The sequence below is a fragment of the Mesonia sp. K7 genome, assembly GCF_003233725.1.
Taxonomy (GTDB): Bacteria; Bacteroidota; Bacteroidia; order Flavobacteriales; family Flavobacteriaceae; genus Mesonia.
In genome coordinates this window covers 48,974-63,375 of record NZ_QKQV01000008.1, presented here as the reverse complement: position 1 = coordinate 63,375, position 14,402 = coordinate 48,974, and the positions used below count along the sequence as shown (strand labels likewise).

17 protein-coding genes are annotated in these 14,402 nt (G+C 34.6%); 7 read left to right on the top strand and 10 right to left on the bottom strand.

Annotated features, from left to right (window positions below):
- Position 1: 1 nt before the first annotated feature.
- A complete protein-coding gene (mtaB, locus tag DNG35_RS07355; protein WP_111127485.1) occupies positions 2–1,330 on the top strand; it encodes a tRNA (N(6)-L-threonylcarbamoyladenosine(37)-C(2))-methylthiotransferase MtaB in 1,329 nt (442 codons plus the stop codon).
- On the opposite strand, the gene DNG35_RS07350 is transcribed toward mtaB, so the two are convergent.
- Positions 1,327–1,632: an N-acetyltransferase gene (locus tag DNG35_RS07350; RefSeq protein ID WP_111127421.1), complete on the bottom strand. Its 306-nt coding sequence runs from the start codon at positions 1,630–1,632 to the stop codon at positions 1,327–1,329. The genes mtaB and DNG35_RS07350 overlap by 4 nt on opposite strands.
- Before the next feature lie 105 nt (positions 1,633–1,737).
- Here DNG35_RS07350 and DNG35_RS07345 point away from each other — a divergent pair, with 105 nt between their 5' ends.
- From DNG35_RS07345 to cls, 3 genes are read left to right on the top strand one after another with little or no spacing between them, the layout of a single operon-like run.
- The gene (locus tag DNG35_RS07345; protein WP_199489106.1) at positions 1,738–2,421 is read left to right on the top strand and encodes an alpha/beta hydrolase; all 684 of its coding nucleotides are present in this window, start codon (positions 1,738–1,740) and stop codon (positions 2,419–2,421) included.
- A gap of 33 nt (positions 2,422–2,454) precedes the next feature.
- Positions 2,455–3,414 (top strand): lytic transglycosylase domain-containing protein, encoded by a 960-nt coding sequence (locus DNG35_RS07340; protein WP_111127419.1) that lies wholly within the window; start codon positions 2,455–2,457, stop codon positions 3,412–3,414.
- A gap of 2 nt (positions 3,415–3,416) precedes the next feature.
- Entirely contained in the window at positions 3,417–4,871 is a 1,455-nt protein-coding gene (gene cls, locus DNG35_RS07335) for a cardiolipin synthase (RefSeq protein ID WP_111127418.1), read from the top strand.
- Between the two features lie 186 nt (positions 4,872–5,057).
- On the opposite strand, the gene DNG35_RS07330 is transcribed toward cls, so the two are convergent.
- A complete protein-coding gene (locus tag DNG35_RS07330) occupies positions 5,058–5,420 on the bottom strand; it encodes a hypothetical protein (RefSeq protein WP_111127416.1) in 363 nt (120 codons plus the stop codon).
- 391 nt (positions 5,421–5,811) lie between these two features.
- On the bottom strand, positions 5,812–6,327 hold the full coding sequence (locus tag DNG35_RS07325; protein WP_111127415.1) for a type IV pilus biogenesis/stability protein PilW: 516 nt from the start codon (positions 6,325–6,327) through the stop codon (positions 5,812–5,814).
- Between the two features lie 167 nt (positions 6,328–6,494).
- On the opposite strand from DNG35_RS07325, the gene rpmH reads away from it, so the two are divergent.
- The 3 genes from rpmH (at position 6,495) to DNG35_RS07310 (ending at position 10,322) form a co-directional block, all read left to right on the top strand.
- Positions 6,495–6,653 (top strand): 50S ribosomal protein L34, encoded by a 159-nt coding sequence (gene rpmH / locus DNG35_RS07320; RefSeq protein ID WP_111127413.1) that lies wholly within the window; start codon positions 6,495–6,497, stop codon positions 6,651–6,653.
- Positions 6,654–6,757: 104 nt separating this feature from the next.
- Positions 6,758–9,613: a carbamoyl-phosphate synthase large subunit gene (gene carB, locus DNG35_RS07315; protein WP_111127412.1), complete on the top strand. Its 2,856-nt coding sequence runs from the start codon at positions 6,758–6,760 to the stop codon at positions 9,611–9,613.
- 82 nt (positions 9,614–9,695) lie between these two features.
- Positions 9,696–10,322, top strand: coding sequence for a T9SS type A sorting domain-containing protein (locus DNG35_RS07310; protein WP_111127410.1), 627 nt, complete (start codon positions 9,696–9,698; stop codon positions 10,320–10,322).
- A 49-nt stretch (positions 10,323–10,371) separates the two neighbouring features.
- Here DNG35_RS07310 and DNG35_RS07305 read toward each other — a convergent pair whose 3' ends face one another.
- From DNG35_RS07305 to DNG35_RS07275, 7 genes are all read right to left on the bottom strand, one after another.
- Positions 10,372–10,908, bottom strand: coding sequence for a YceI family protein (locus DNG35_RS07305; RefSeq protein ID WP_111127409.1), 537 nt, complete (start codon positions 10,906–10,908; stop codon positions 10,372–10,374).
- 12 nt (positions 10,909–10,920) lie between these two features.
- The gene (locus tag DNG35_RS07300) at positions 10,921–11,280 is read right to left on the bottom strand and encodes a hypothetical protein (RefSeq protein WP_111127407.1); all 360 of its coding nucleotides are present in this window, start codon (positions 11,278–11,280) and stop codon (positions 10,921–10,923) included.
- Between the two features lie 10 nt (positions 11,281–11,290).
- Positions 11,291–12,139, bottom strand: coding sequence for a DUF5777 family beta-barrel protein (locus DNG35_RS07295; protein ID WP_111127406.1), 849 nt, complete (start codon positions 12,137–12,139; stop codon positions 11,291–11,293).
- Between the two features lie 3 nt (positions 12,140–12,142).
- Positions 12,143–12,526, bottom strand: a complete 384-nt coding sequence (locus tag DNG35_RS07290; RefSeq protein WP_111127404.1) for a hypothetical protein — start codon at positions 12,524–12,526, stop codon at positions 12,143–12,145.
- 32 nt (positions 12,527–12,558) lie between these two features.
- The gene (locus DNG35_RS07285) at positions 12,559–13,275 is read right to left on the bottom strand and encodes a DUF3307 domain-containing protein (RefSeq protein ID WP_111127402.1); all 717 of its coding nucleotides are present in this window, start codon (positions 13,273–13,275) and stop codon (positions 12,559–12,561) included.
- A 1-nt stretch (position 13,276) separates the two neighbouring features.
- Complete coding sequence (locus DNG35_RS07280) at positions 13,277–13,891, bottom strand: SatD family protein (protein ID WP_111127400.1); 615 nt, start codon at positions 13,889–13,891, stop codon at positions 13,277–13,279.
- Positions 13,892–13,996: 105 nt separating this feature from the next.
- Positions 13,997–14,392: a lipocalin family protein gene (locus tag DNG35_RS07275; protein ID WP_111127398.1), complete on the bottom strand. Its 396-nt coding sequence runs from the start codon at positions 14,390–14,392 to the stop codon at positions 13,997–13,999.
- Positions 14,393–14,402 lie beyond the last annotated feature (10 nt).

Genomic DNA, 14,402 nt, shown 5'->3' with positions numbered 1-14,402 from the left:
CATCAATAAAAGCGTTGCATTTTACACTCTAGGGTGTAAACTCAATTTTTCGGAAACTTCGACAATTGCTCGATCTTTTAGAGATGAAGGTTATGATAAGGTCGAGTTCAGCGAAGAAGCTGATGTTTATGTCATCAACACGTGTAGTGTAACAGAGAACGCCGACAAACGTTTTAAAAGTATTGTAAAACAAGCCACAAAAGCAAACCCAGACGGATTTATTATAGCAATAGGTTGTTATGCGCAGCTAAAACCAGAAGAATTGGCCGAAACCCTAGGGGTTGATTTGGTTTTGGGAGCTACAGAAAAATTCAATATTACCGAATATCTCGACGATCTCACTAAGAAAGGTTTAGGTGAAGTGCATTCATGTGAGATTGATGAAGCCAATTTTTATGTAGGTTCATATTCTATTGGTGATCGAACCCGTGCTTTCTTAAAAGTGCAAGATGGTTGCGATTACAAATGTACTTATTGTACAATTCCTTTAGCTCGAGGTATTTCAAGAAGTGATACTTTAGAAAATGTGCTAACAAATGCCAAGGAAATTTCGGAACAAGATATCAAAGAAATTGTCTTAACAGGAGTAAATATTGGTGATTACGGAAAAGGAGAGTTCGGCAACAAAAAACACGAGCATACTTTTTTAGAATTGGTACAAGCCTTAGATAAAATAGACGGCATCGAAAGGCTACGTATTTCGTCTATCGAGCCTAATTTGCTGAAAAACGAAACTATCAATTTCGTAGCGCAAAGTGATACTTTTGTGCCGCATTTTCATATTCCCTTACAGAGCGGAAGCAATGATTTGCTGAAATTGATGCGAAGACGTTACATGCGAGAGCTGTATGTAGATCGTGTTGAACAAATCAAGCGGATCATGCCGCAAGCTTGTATTGGGGTTGACGTAATTGTTGGGTTTCCGGGAGAAACCGAAGAACGTTTTCTCGACACCTATCATTTTTTGCAAGAACTAGATATTTCATACTTACATGTCTTTACTTATTCTGAAAGAGACAATACACCAGCTGCAGAAATGGATGGTGTTGTGCCGATTAGAACCCGTAAAAAACGCAGCAAAATGTTACGTGCTTTATCAGTAAAAAAACGTCGAGCATTTTATGAACAACATTTAGGCGAAACGTTTACCGTGCTTTTTGAAGGTGAAAACAAAGAAGGTTACATTCACGGTTTTACGGAAAATTATATCAAGGTAAAATACCCTTGGAATCCTGAATTGGTTAATACTTTACACGAAGTTGAACTAACAGAAATCGACACAGATGGGTTGGTAAGGTTTGATTTTGTTAATGAAATGGTAGAAGCTTAGATACTCATCCCGATAGGTAAAAGTTCTTCGTATTTGTGTTTATTGGCTTTAAAAAACTTACGTACTTCTTTACTTGTGGGTACAATTCGTGTGCGACCTTTGTCTAAAACGTAGTCAAAAACGGCAGTCAAAAATTTTTCAGAAACACCATTTTTTGTGTTTTTATCATCGATGATAAATTTCGATAAAAAAATTTTTCTTTCTTGTTCAGAATATTCTAGTTTAATAAAATCGTCATCGACCATTGCCTCAAACTGCCTTAAAAACTCATTGTTTTTAATGTTAATTTCTTCATTTTTCATATTCAAATTTTATTTTTCCGTTTTGTAACGAACACGAATACCCTTACATTTATACCTATAAAATTAATACTTTTAAACGACTTTTCCTGTTATACCGTTGTTAAAATGAGTGATTTAGAAAAAAAAATACATGTTTATTTTATGCCAGGAATGGCTGCTAATCCTTCTATCTTTGAGCGTATCAAATTACCTGAAGATCAATTTAAAATTCATTGGTTGTATTGGAAAATTCCTACAAAGAACGAAAGTTTAAGTGATTATGTCGATAGGTTACTTAAAGAAGTAAAACATAAAAATCCGGTTTTAGTTGGGGTATCTTTTGGCGGTGTGATTGTACAGGAAATGAGTAAAAAAATAGACGTGCAAAGACTTATTATCATTTCGAGTATCAAGACCAACAAAGAATTTCCGAGAAGGATGAACTTTATGCGTAAAACAGGTTTTTACAGAATGTTACCTACCAGTTTAGTGGGTAAAGTATCTAGTATAGAAAAATTACCTGTGGGAAATTTGGTAAAAAAAAGAGCAAAACTGTACCAACAATACCTCGATATGAATAAAAAAGAGTATTTAGATTGGGCGATTTTGCAAATTTTACGGTGGCAACAAAGTGATGTTATAGAAAGTATTATTCACATTCACGGAAGCAACGATTTGGTTTTTCCACGAAAATATATCGAAGATTGTATTGAGGTAAAAGGCGGAACACACGTGATGATCATCAATAGATTTAAGTGGTTTAATGAAAATTTACCTAATTTAATTTTACACGGGAAGTTGGCAGAATAATTGCTAAATTTGAAGAAACCTAAACACATTGAGATGAGACTTTTTAAAAATATATTGGCAGGAGTTGGAATAGTAGCAATCGCCGGTTTTTTGATACAAGCAGTAAATTTGCCTTTGGTGCAAGTTCAAAATCCGCTTAAAGCGAAAAATGAGTCAAATACTTATCAAAAAGTTACAAGAGATTATAACATTTATGCACTTCCTGTTCCTGAAAACCTAAATTTTGCTGGTGAAAAAGTTCCAGTTGATGATCCAGATATCAAAGAACGTATCGATCGTGAAATGCTGGTAAATACCTATTGGCAATCGAACGGTTTGTTGCTTATCAAAAGGGCCAACAAGTATTTCCCGATGATAGAACCCATCTTAAAAAAGCACGGTGTTCCAGACGATTTTAAATACCTCGCTATTGCGGAAAGTGGTTTGCAACAGATTGTATCGCCAGCCGGAGCAACTGGTTTTTGGCAAATCATGGAAGCAACGGCCAAAGAAAAAGGTTTGGAGGTAAATGACAATGTAGATGAACGTTACCATATCGAGAAATCTACCGAGGCTGCTTGTAAATATTTATTAGAATCTAAAGAAAAATTTGGTAGTTGGACCTTGGCTGCTGCTGCTTATAATGCTGGTAATTATGGTATATCCAATCAACAAAGCCGTCAAGAAGTGACGGATTATTACGATTTGTTGTTGAATGCCGAAACAGGAAGATATGTCTTTAGAATTTTGGCTTTAAAAACAATTCTAAGCGATCCGTTGAACTATGGTTTTAACTTTAGCGAAAGCGATTTATATACCGAGGTTCCTACCTACGAAGTCGAGGTAGATACCGCTGTAACCGATTTTGCTAAATTTGCGAAAGAATACGGCATCAACTATAAGATACTCAAGATTCACAACCCTTGGTTGAGAGAAAAAAACCTGGAAAATAGAAGTGGTAAAAAATACCAAATAAAAATTCCAAAAACAGGTTATTATAAATATAAGCCATAAAAATGCTGGAATACCTCAAGGCAAACTGGTTTCAGTCGTTGATGATTTTAAATTACATCATCGCTTTTATAACAGCCATATTTATCATTCTGCACAACCGGAACCCAACCACCACACTTTCCTATATTTTGTCGTTGGTGTTGTTGCCATTTGTTGGTTTACTGATATATTTCTTTTTTGGTCAGGAGTACCGAAAAGATAAAATGTTTCAGCGAAAAAAAGTTTTTGACAGCCAGATCATCAAAAAATGGGAAAGAAAACTGTTGATACCCGAAGAAAAGCTAGACGAATACGAAGCCGCTTTTCTAGATGCTAATGTAAATGTGGTTAAAATACTGCAAAACAATCAGAAAAAGCCGCTGATGTTTGGTAACGACATCAAAATTTTACTGAATGGTGACGAGAAATTTGAAGCTCTTTTTGAAGATATTAAGAACGCCAAAAAGCATATCCATTTAGAATATTATATTTTAAAGTTTGAAAAAATAGGAGAGAAGCTTATCGATTTACTTTGCGAAAAAGCAAAGGAAGGTGTAAAAGTTCGTATTATTTATGATTATGTAGGTAGTCAAATTAAGAAAAAAGGGAGACAGAAATTAGAGCAACATGGTATAGAAATTTATGCGTTTATGCAGGTTTGGTTTCCTAATCTAACTCGAAAGCTCAATTACCGTGACCATAGAAAAATAGTAATTATCGACGGAGAAATTGGTTATGTTGGCGGTATAAATATTTGTGATGAATATGTGAACTCAATCAATAATCATTTTTGGCGAGATACACATTTACGCATTCGTGGAAATACCGTAAAATCTTTACAATCACATTTTTTACTCATGTGGAATTTTGTTTCGGAACAAGAAATAGAAATTATCGATGAGTTCTTTCCTGAAATGGAAAATTGTGGGGAAGTTGCCGCTCAGGTTGCGGTGAGCGGACCAGATTCTAACTATCCGCATATTATGCAAGCTATTTTCACGGCAATTACCACTGCAGAAGAAAGCATTTTGATTACCACGCCTTATTTTATTCCTAACGAAGAAATATATACAGCGCTCATTACAGCTGCGAGAAGAGGGGTTGAGGTGAAAATTATCATCCCTAAAGAGAATGACTCTTGGGCGGCAAAATACGCCTCGACTTCTTATATTGAAAGTTTGTTGGAAGCTGGTATCCAGTTTTATTTTTACACCAAAGGAATGGTACACGCAAAAACCATGGTGATCGATAATGATTTGTCTATTGTAGGAACCTCAAATATGGATTACCGTAGTTTCGAAATTAATTTTGAAGTAATTGTTTTGGTATATAACAAAAGTGTTAGCCAACAAATGATCCAAATTTTTGAAGATGACATCAAAGATTGCGAAGAAGTAGTTTATAAACAATGGATAGAAAGACCATTGTCTAAAAAACTCAAAGAATCTTTTTGTAGGCTTTGGGCTCCTTTACTCTAAAGTTATAGAGCTAGTCAGTTCGAGTGGATTTTACGAGTTACAACGAGTAAAATTTGTATCGAGAACGGTTTGGTATACAGCTCCAAGTTGCGTAAGATAGTTAAAAACTACAAAATTTCATAGACGCGAGATTTTTCTGGATAAAAAACCGTAGCAATTTGCGATATAAGTTGTTGGAATAGTTTTCTACTGCTTTGATATTCTTTTTATTAATTCATTAAATATTATTCTCAAGTCAACTTCTTTCGTGAATTCAAATATTTCTAAAAGAGAATAAACACTTTCTACTTTCCAAGCATTTTGCGCAATATTTTGATTATATCTTTTCAAGAGTTTGTTCAGACTTGTTTTAGTTATAGTTCCGCCAACTTCTTTTTCTAATACTATAACAAACTCATTCAAATCCTTAACAGAAGTTTTCCAATCTCCCCAATCATTTTCTGCTTCGAGTATCTTTTCTACTATTTTTCTGTCAGCTTCGTTTACAATTTGATTTTCTTTGATCAAGTCAAATAATTTTTCAAAAGTCAGTAACTGAGCTTCATTCATTATTCTTTAATTCTTATTAAACTAAACTGATGTTTTCCATATCGATTCGTTAATGTTCCTGTTAAGCTGTCGTTATTGTCATTTAGTTTATAGTCAATTACAATTTTGTCTTTAATATCTATAGGTCTGCCCAATGAATCCCAATAAAAAGTTGGATAATCAAATTTAATTTTTGATTCAGTTGCGGTCCATTCAACTTTTGCGTTATCATCGTCAATAAAAACAAGACTGTCTGGGTAAAATTCCCAAACGATTTTATCGTTTTCTGTTTCGTACCATTTGCCATTTAGTTTTTTTTTTCAGATGAATTTTGTCCACAAGAGCAAAACACAATTAATGTCAATGAAAATGGTATGTAAAGTGTTTTTTTCAAATTATTGTCAACTAATATTTAAACACGCTTCATTTGCTGCTTCATCATTTTTATCTGATCTTTTAGCATATTGTGTTTGTCAAGCTGTTGCGCTTCTTTTAGTAACATTTGTGCTTCACGCTTACGTCTTTTGGTCATAGCAATACCCGCAAGGTTAAGTTTTGCCATCGCCATATCTTGACTCATCGACAAACCAAGTTTTACGGCTTTCTTAAAATATTTTTCGGCTTGGGTAATGTTGGTTTGTGTGTTCATCAGACCGTGTAAATACCAATAATACCCTTGTTGTTTTTGTACTAATGCCGTTTCAGGGTTTTTAATTTTATCTAACCATTTTTTAGCACCATCAAAATTTTGTTTTCTCAGCTGTAAAAAAGCCAAAAGAATCATTTCGTTTTTGAAATACAGGAAAATAAAAATTCCCGCAAGGAAAATAAGTGCAATACCATTACCAATGTTTCCTTCGATAAACTGGTATATGGCAAAAGCGAAAACTAAAATAGCGAGAACTAATTTGATATTTTTGTTGAACATACGAGGTATTATTTTTTAGCGATACAAAGGTATAAAAAACAAACTAAAAAATATTTATGTTTTACTTGTAATACAAAAAAGATATCGTATATTTGCACGCAGTTTAAAAAACAGGTCGTTTTTAAACATCCTAAAGAAGATACAAAAGAAGAAAAAAGATATTTACGATGAAAAGAACGTTTCAACCATCAAAGAGAAAAAGAAAAAACAAACACGGTTTTAGAGAAAGAATGGCTACCGTAAATGGTAGAAAAGTTTTAGCAAGAAGAAGAGCTAAAGGTAGAAAGAAGCTTTCTGTTTCTTCGGAAAATAGACATAAGCACTAATGCGGTTATGGTCGTAAAAATATAAAAGGTGTTACTTTGTAAGGGTAACGCCTTTTTTTATATCAATTCATCAAATTTTTTCAATCTAAATATTATTCAAGAGAATGCCTAAAAATAAAGATTTAAAAAGTATCTTAATCATTGGTTCAGGACCAATTATCATCGGTCAAGCATGTGAGTTTGATTATTCGGGAACACAAGCCTTACGTTCGTTACGCGAAGACGGTATAGAAACTATTTTGATCAATTCTAATCCAGCCACAATTATGACCGATCCGTCGATGGCCGATCACGTTTATTTACGACCATTGACCACCAAATCGATCATAGAAATTTTAAAAAAACATCCGCAGATTGATGCTGTTTTACCAACCATGGGTGGGCAGACCGCTTTAAATTTATGTATCGAAGCAGATGAAAAAGGTATTTGGGATGATTTTGATGTAGAAATTATTGGAGTGGACATCGATGCTATCAATATTACCGAAGACAGAGAGAAGTTTAGAGAATTGATGCTTAAGATTGGTATTCCGATGGCTCCTCAAGCTACGGCTACTTCTTACCTCAAAGGGAAAGAAGTAGCACAGGAATTTGGTTTTCCTTTGGTCATTAGAGCATCTTTTACCTTGGGTGGAGCAGGAGCGTCTTTTGTGCACAAGGAAGAGGATTTTGACGAGATGCTTACGTATGGATTGGAAATTTCTCCAATTCACGAAGTAATGATCGATAAAGCTTTGATCGGTTGGAAGGAATATGAACTGGAATTATTACGTGATGATAATGACAACGTGGTAATTATCTGTACCATCGAAAATATGGATCCGATGGGAATTCATACAGGAGATTCGATTACCGTAGCGCCAGCAATGACTTTAAGCGATCGTACGTTCCAGAAAATGCGTGATATGGCCATCAAAATGATGCGTAGCATTGGTGATTTTGCCGGAGGTTGTAATGTGCAGTTTGCGGTAAGTCCAGATGATGAAGAAGAAATCATTGCCATCGAAATCAATCCACGTGTTTCTCGTTCTTCTGCTTTAGCATCTAAAGCAACAGGTTACCCGATTGCAAAAATTGCTGCTAAACTAGCGATAGGCTATACACTTGACGAACTGGAAAACCAGATTACGAAGTCTACTTCAGCTTTATTCGAGCCTACATTAGATTATGTGATTGTAAAAATACCACGTTGGAATTTCGATAAATTTGAAGGTGCCGATAGAACTTTAGGTTTGCAGATGAAATCGGTAGGAGAAGTAATGGGAATTGGACGTTCTTTCCAAGAAGCATTACATAAAGCTACACAATCTTTAGAGATAAAACGCAACGGAATTGGTGCCGACGGAAAAGGATATACCGATTATGATGTGATTATCGAAAAATTGAAATATGCGAGTTGGGACCGTGTCTTTGTGATTTACGATGCCATTCAATTAGGAATTCCGTTGAGTAGAATTCACGAGATTACCAAGATTGATATGTGGTTCTTAAAGCAGTATGAAGAACTTTACCACTTAGAAAAGGAAATTTCTACTTATACCATAGATACTTTACCGAAAGATTTATTGTTGGAAGCCAAGCAAAAAGGTTATGGTGACCGACAGATTGCACATATGCTCAAGTGTTTAGAGAGCCAAGTTTATAACAAACGAGATGAGTTGAATATCAATAGAGTTTATAAATTGGTAGATACTTGTGCAGCAGAATTTAAAGCCGAAACTCCTTACTATTACTCAACTTTTGAAAATCAAGTTGAAAAGGCAGACGGTACTTTAACAACCGAAAACGAAAGTAAAGTAAGCGGCGACAAGAAGAAAATTATTGTGCTGGGTTCAGGGCCAAACCGTATAGGTCAGGGAATCGAGTTTGATTACTGTTGTGTTCACGGTGTGCTCGCTGCCGCGGAATGTGGTTACGAGACAATAATGATCAACTGTAATCCGGAAACTGTTTCTACCGATTTTGATATTGCCGATAAACTTTATTTTGAGCCTGTTTTCTGGGAGCACATTTACGACATTATTCGTCACGAAAAACCAGAAGGTGTTATTGTACAGCTTGGAGGCCAAACAGCTTTAAAATTGGCAGAAAAACTGAGTCGTTACGGTATCAAAATTATGGGAACCAGTTACGAAGCTTTAGATTTAGCCGAAGATCGTGGCAGTTTCTCTAAACTTCTTCAAGAAAACAATATTCCTTATCCAGAATTCGGAACGGCAGAAAACGCAGATGAAGCTCTAAAAATGGCAGATCAGTTGGATTTCCCAATTTTAGTTCGCCCTTCGTATGTTTTAGGAGGACAAGGAATGAAAATTGTCATCAACAAAAAAGATTTGGAAGCGCACGTCGTAGATTTATTACGTCACATTCCGAATAACAAATTGTTGTTAGACCATTATTTAGACGGTGCGATAGAAGCTGAAGCAGATGCAATCTGTGACGGTGAAAATGTTTACATCATTGGAATAATGGAGCATATCGAACCTTGCGGAATCCATTCTGGAGATTCCAATGCGTTGCTTCCTCCTTTTAATTTAGGAGATTTAGTACTTCAGCAAATAAAAGATCACACGCACAAAATTGCTTTAGCACTAAAAACGGTAGGCTTAATCAATATTCAGTTTGCGATAAAAGATGAAAAAGTTTATATCATTGAGGCGAATCCAAGAGCATCTAGAACCGTACCATTTATCGCAAAAGCTTATGGTGAACCTTATGTAAATTATGCGACCAAAGTCATGTTGGGTGAGAAAAAAGTGACCGACTTTGATTTTAACCCTAAATTAGACGGTTATGCGATTAAGCAACCGGTATTCTCTTTCAATAAATTCCCGAATGTCAACAAACAATTAGGACCAGAAATGAAGAGTACAGGCGAAAGCATCTTGTTTATCGATAGCTTAAAAGACGATGATTTTTATGAGTTGTATGCGCGTAGAAAAATGTATTTAAGCAAATAGTAAAACTGTTAAAATATTATTAATTCGTTAATATATAGGTGGTTATGGTTTATTTTTATAAGTAAATCAAATAATAATCCTTATGAAAAAAACTTTACTATTATTATCAATCATTTTATGTAGTGCAAATTTATTAGCACAAAGTACGGAGACAGTCCATATAGACTGGGAAATTGGTTCAGCACCTAGCCTTCCAGAAAGTGATCCTAGGTATCCCAATAAAACTATTGAAGACGGAGATACGGTTATTTGGACGTGGACAGACGGGATGACTCATAATGTACACAACAAATCAGGAGCTGTAGAATCATTTGATAGTGGATTTAAGACAGGCGTTGGGCAAACTTATTCATACACTTTTACAGTAGTGGGTGATAATCCTTACCAATGTGATCCTCACGCAAACAATATGTTTGGAACGATTACAGTTGTGCCAGATGGTTCGCTAGGTATAGAAGGAGCTAACTCGTTAATTAATACGAGTATTTATCCTACCCATGTGGTTTCTGTTTTAAATGTAGAATTACCACAGAGTTACAGTGAGTTAACAGTAGAGGTTTATAATGTATTAGGTAAAAGAATAAAGACTTATTCTTACACAAATATCAAACGTGCAGAATTAGAACTCAATGATTTGAATGCTGGAATGTACCTTATAAAACTTTCTTCCTCAGAAAGTACTATTACGAAGAGGTTTATCAAGCAATAAAAGAAAAATATTAAATAAATTTTATGAATAAGAGTCTAAATTTAGGCTCTTATTTTTTTTCTAATTCAAAACTAAAACCAACTTCAATATCTTCTGCAATTTTACTTTTTACCACACTAGGAATATCAATGTTAAAATCTGAAGCTTTGGTCATGAATTTTCCTTTTAGAAAGTATTTGCCGTCTCGATAAGTGACTTGAACAGGTACGTTGTTGAATTCTTTTGTTTCCCCATGAAAGGTTAAACTACCTTTTAGGCTGTAGTTTTTATCTTCTTCTGGACTAAAGTTAGAAATGTTGCCTTTAAAAGTTGCCTTAGGGTATTTGCTGGATTCAGCATAATTTTCATTAAAATGCTCTTCCATCAAGGCGTTTTTAAACCGAAAGCCATTTACAAACACTAAAGCTGCAAACTCTCCATTTTCGGTATTTAATATCGCTGTCGCGGAATTGTTTTTGGCTTTTACTTCCTCAAAAGAAGGAACGGAAGCCTCAAAACCCACAAAACCTTCTTTAGTGTAATACTTCTGTGCCTGAAGAAATGTAGTTGTTAGGATAAACGATAATAGTAGAGTTAACTTCTTCATTTTTTAAAAAATTTATTCGTTTACAAAGCCTTCTTCTTCCCATTGTATCATCAGGTCTATTAGGTGTTGAGGTAACCTCGGGCCACCTAAAGGCATTGCGCCAGCTTCACCAGGTTGTCTAGAAATCCTATCGATGAGTTCATTACTATTTATTGCAGATACCACTTCATCATAAGTTGTTAAACTTATACTTGCTCCACTTGCTGGAGGGTTTCCGTGACAAATTATACAATTATTATCTATAATCGGTTTTATATGTTCCACGTAAGTAATGACCTCTGGGTTTTCTATATTTATTAAATCTTCTTCACTTGCGTTAGTACAACTGAACAAAAAACATACCGTTAATAAAAAGCTTATAAAAAATCTCATAATTACTATTTTAAAAAACTCGACTTAAATTAAACCCAAAATAAATGTCTCCATCAGACCAATCGCCAGTGGCTTGTCCTAAAAATCCGTTAGTATTCATAGGTTGTGCGTTGGTAAAGTGCATCTGAAAAACGTGACCTCCAGTTTCTAAATCTATGCCAATAGAAAGTGGATTTTTGAAAGGAGAGTTTTCAGCACGGTTCAGGTGATAACCGTAGTCTGCATTGAGCGACCATCTTTTTCCTAACTTATATCTTCCTCCAATACCAACAGCATACTGCGAATTTTCTTGTTCGTTGTAAAAAACATAATTATCATGAAAAAATGTTGGAGCTATTTCTAATGAAAGCTTTTCAGAAACTTTACGGGAAACAAGTGCTTGTGCCAAATATCCTAAACGATGCTTAAATTCTAAGAGCGGGAGGTTTTCTTCTTCTAGAGCAGAATTAACCATGATAGCATTAAAGCCCACAATAGTAAAAGGAAAACCATTTTCTTGTTGTTGAACCAATCTGTATTTTAGTGAGCCTTCGTAAGTTTTTTGGTATGAACTTCTCGAAATACCAATATTTACAGCATCAGAAATTCCGTAGATAAAATTGAGTTTGGTAACCGCTTCATCGAGTCCAAAAAAAGTTTCAAAACCGTTTTCTATACTTCCAAAACGGTGTGCTACCACAAAGGTAAATTCTTTTTTTGCAGTGAGTTTAGTCGATTCAAAATTAACAATTTTAAGGCCTTTAAAAGCTGCAGTTGCATAACTATTGATTACGGTGTCTTGATCAATCTCGTCTAATAAATCTTGTTGGGCAAACCCAGTGAGACAACCAACTAAAAATAAAAGTAAAAATAATCGCATAGGCTAATTTTTGATGGAACATTGATCTAAATTGACATACTCTAACAAATCGTCATAACCAATAAAGCGTCCTTTTATAGTCACATTTTGATTTTGTTGTATGTCTGTTTCTAGAGGCGCTGTAAATTGGCAGTAAATAACATCATCTAGCGTAATCGAATTGTCTTCTATTTTAGAAACAGTACCTGTTATTTCGATGGTTTTGTTGAGGTATTTTGTTTCTGCTACTTCTGCATTTGTCACAAATTCTTGGTTTACTTGATCTGAAGCAATACTATATGCTGCGACTTCTTCTGCTATATCTCTGTGGTCTTGATATAGGTACTGATAGCCTAAATAACCTATGGCTAATAAAATGATTATAAGTATGATGTATTTGCTTTTCATAATTTTAAAGATAACTCATTTTGTCTAGATGTCTATAAAATATATAAAAATTGTTGACAAGCAATTGCCGTAAGTATAGTAACACCAAAACTTATAAGTGTCCCAATGAGTACATATTCGGTGAGTTTACGTTGCTTGGCTTCTTTTAAGTCTCCAAATCGAAAGACCGATTTTGCCGTAATCAGAAAACCAACGGCTTCCCAATGGTTCATGATAATAAAAATAAAAACCAAAACTCTTTCGAGCATTCCGATGATTTTACCGGCATTTTCTAACGATTGGTTATTGGCTTCCGTAATTTGCTTGACATTCCATTTTGAGAAAATGACTTTCATCATGGTTGCTACTGGATAAGTAAGAAACAAAACCGAAGTAATGACCAGCAGTGTTTTATTTGTATCAAAAAAAGAAGTTTCTACATTCAAATCCGCGAAAGCGTAACTCACCCAAAAAATAACAGCCAAATGCAGCAATTGATCGATAAAGAAAAGTAAACGCTTGTTTTTTTTCTTTTTGAGTGAAATTTTTATGGCATCGATAACAAGGTGTGAACCTGTAATGATCAAAATAATTGGCCAAAGCGACAAATCCCAAAGCAATAGAGCTGTCACAACGAGATGTATTAAAACATGAAGATAAAGTTTAGGTGATTTTAGTTTTTTCTTCTCTTTTTCTTTTACCCAAGCATACGGCTGTAAAATGAAGTCGCCAATGAGATGTGCCAATATGAGTTTGATGAGAATTTCCATTTTATTGGAGTTGTTTTACTTTTTGCTGAAATACTAAATTAAAATTTTTTAGTTCATCTAAAAAAGCTCGTTTCTGTCTTTCACTTACGGTGTTTTGTTTGATGCCAATAAGTTCACCTAGTTCTTGCTGGCTTTTATCGGGATTTTCGATACTGAGTTTTATAATTTCAGCAGAATTAGTGGTCCAATGGTTCATCGCGATAAGTGTCAACTGAATACTAGCATTAAGTTCTTGATCTAAAGTTTTTTTTCCAGTATCAATACCCAAATGTATTTTCTGTTTTTTGAGGTTCTCTAAAGTTTCGCCGGAACGTATAAAAGCGCTTCCGCTGGATTTAGAAACACTTTTGGCTTCAAAATCTTTATTTCCTAAACCAATTGCTAGGCGTACATCTATATTTTTAATGCATTTTATAGCACTCTTGAGGTAAACACAGTACCAAAAAGCGTTTTCAACATCCTCTATTTCTACCTGAAAACTATCACCCCTATAAATCTCCCAGCTCTTAGGGTGAGCATTTATTTTGGGCAAAAGGCTTTGCAACACTTCTAGATAATCTGAAGGTTGTTTTGCCGCTCGCGAATTGATAATATCTCCTGTAATCACTCCAATCATAACTCAAATATCGTTTAAAAAAACGATAAAAACAAATATCGTCTTAAAAAACGATAATTTTAAAAATCGCTTGATAAGACGATATTTAGGAAAACTAAAATAAATTTATTTACTCAGTTCTATGGTTTGTACGATATTGGCACCATCGGTAGATTTCCAAATTTGCTTTTTACCTTTGTCTTCTATCATAATCCAAGTTTTGTTAAAGGAAGATTCATCACCTTTTTCACCTTTAATAGTGACAGAAGCTTTTTCTTTATTTACCTCATAGGTAAAACTGCTTTTATCTTCATATTCGTTATCAAAGATATTGTAGTGAATGTTTTTAGTGCCTTTTCCGTTTTTCTGAAAGCTAATTACACCTATGTTTTCGGCAGAAGTGTTTTGACCATTTTCACGAACAATTTCGTAGCGATCGATATTCCAAGTTCCTGTAAGACCAGAACCGCAACTTATCAATAAGAAAAGAGTGGGTAAAATGAGTAATAATTTTGTTTTCATACGATTGAAT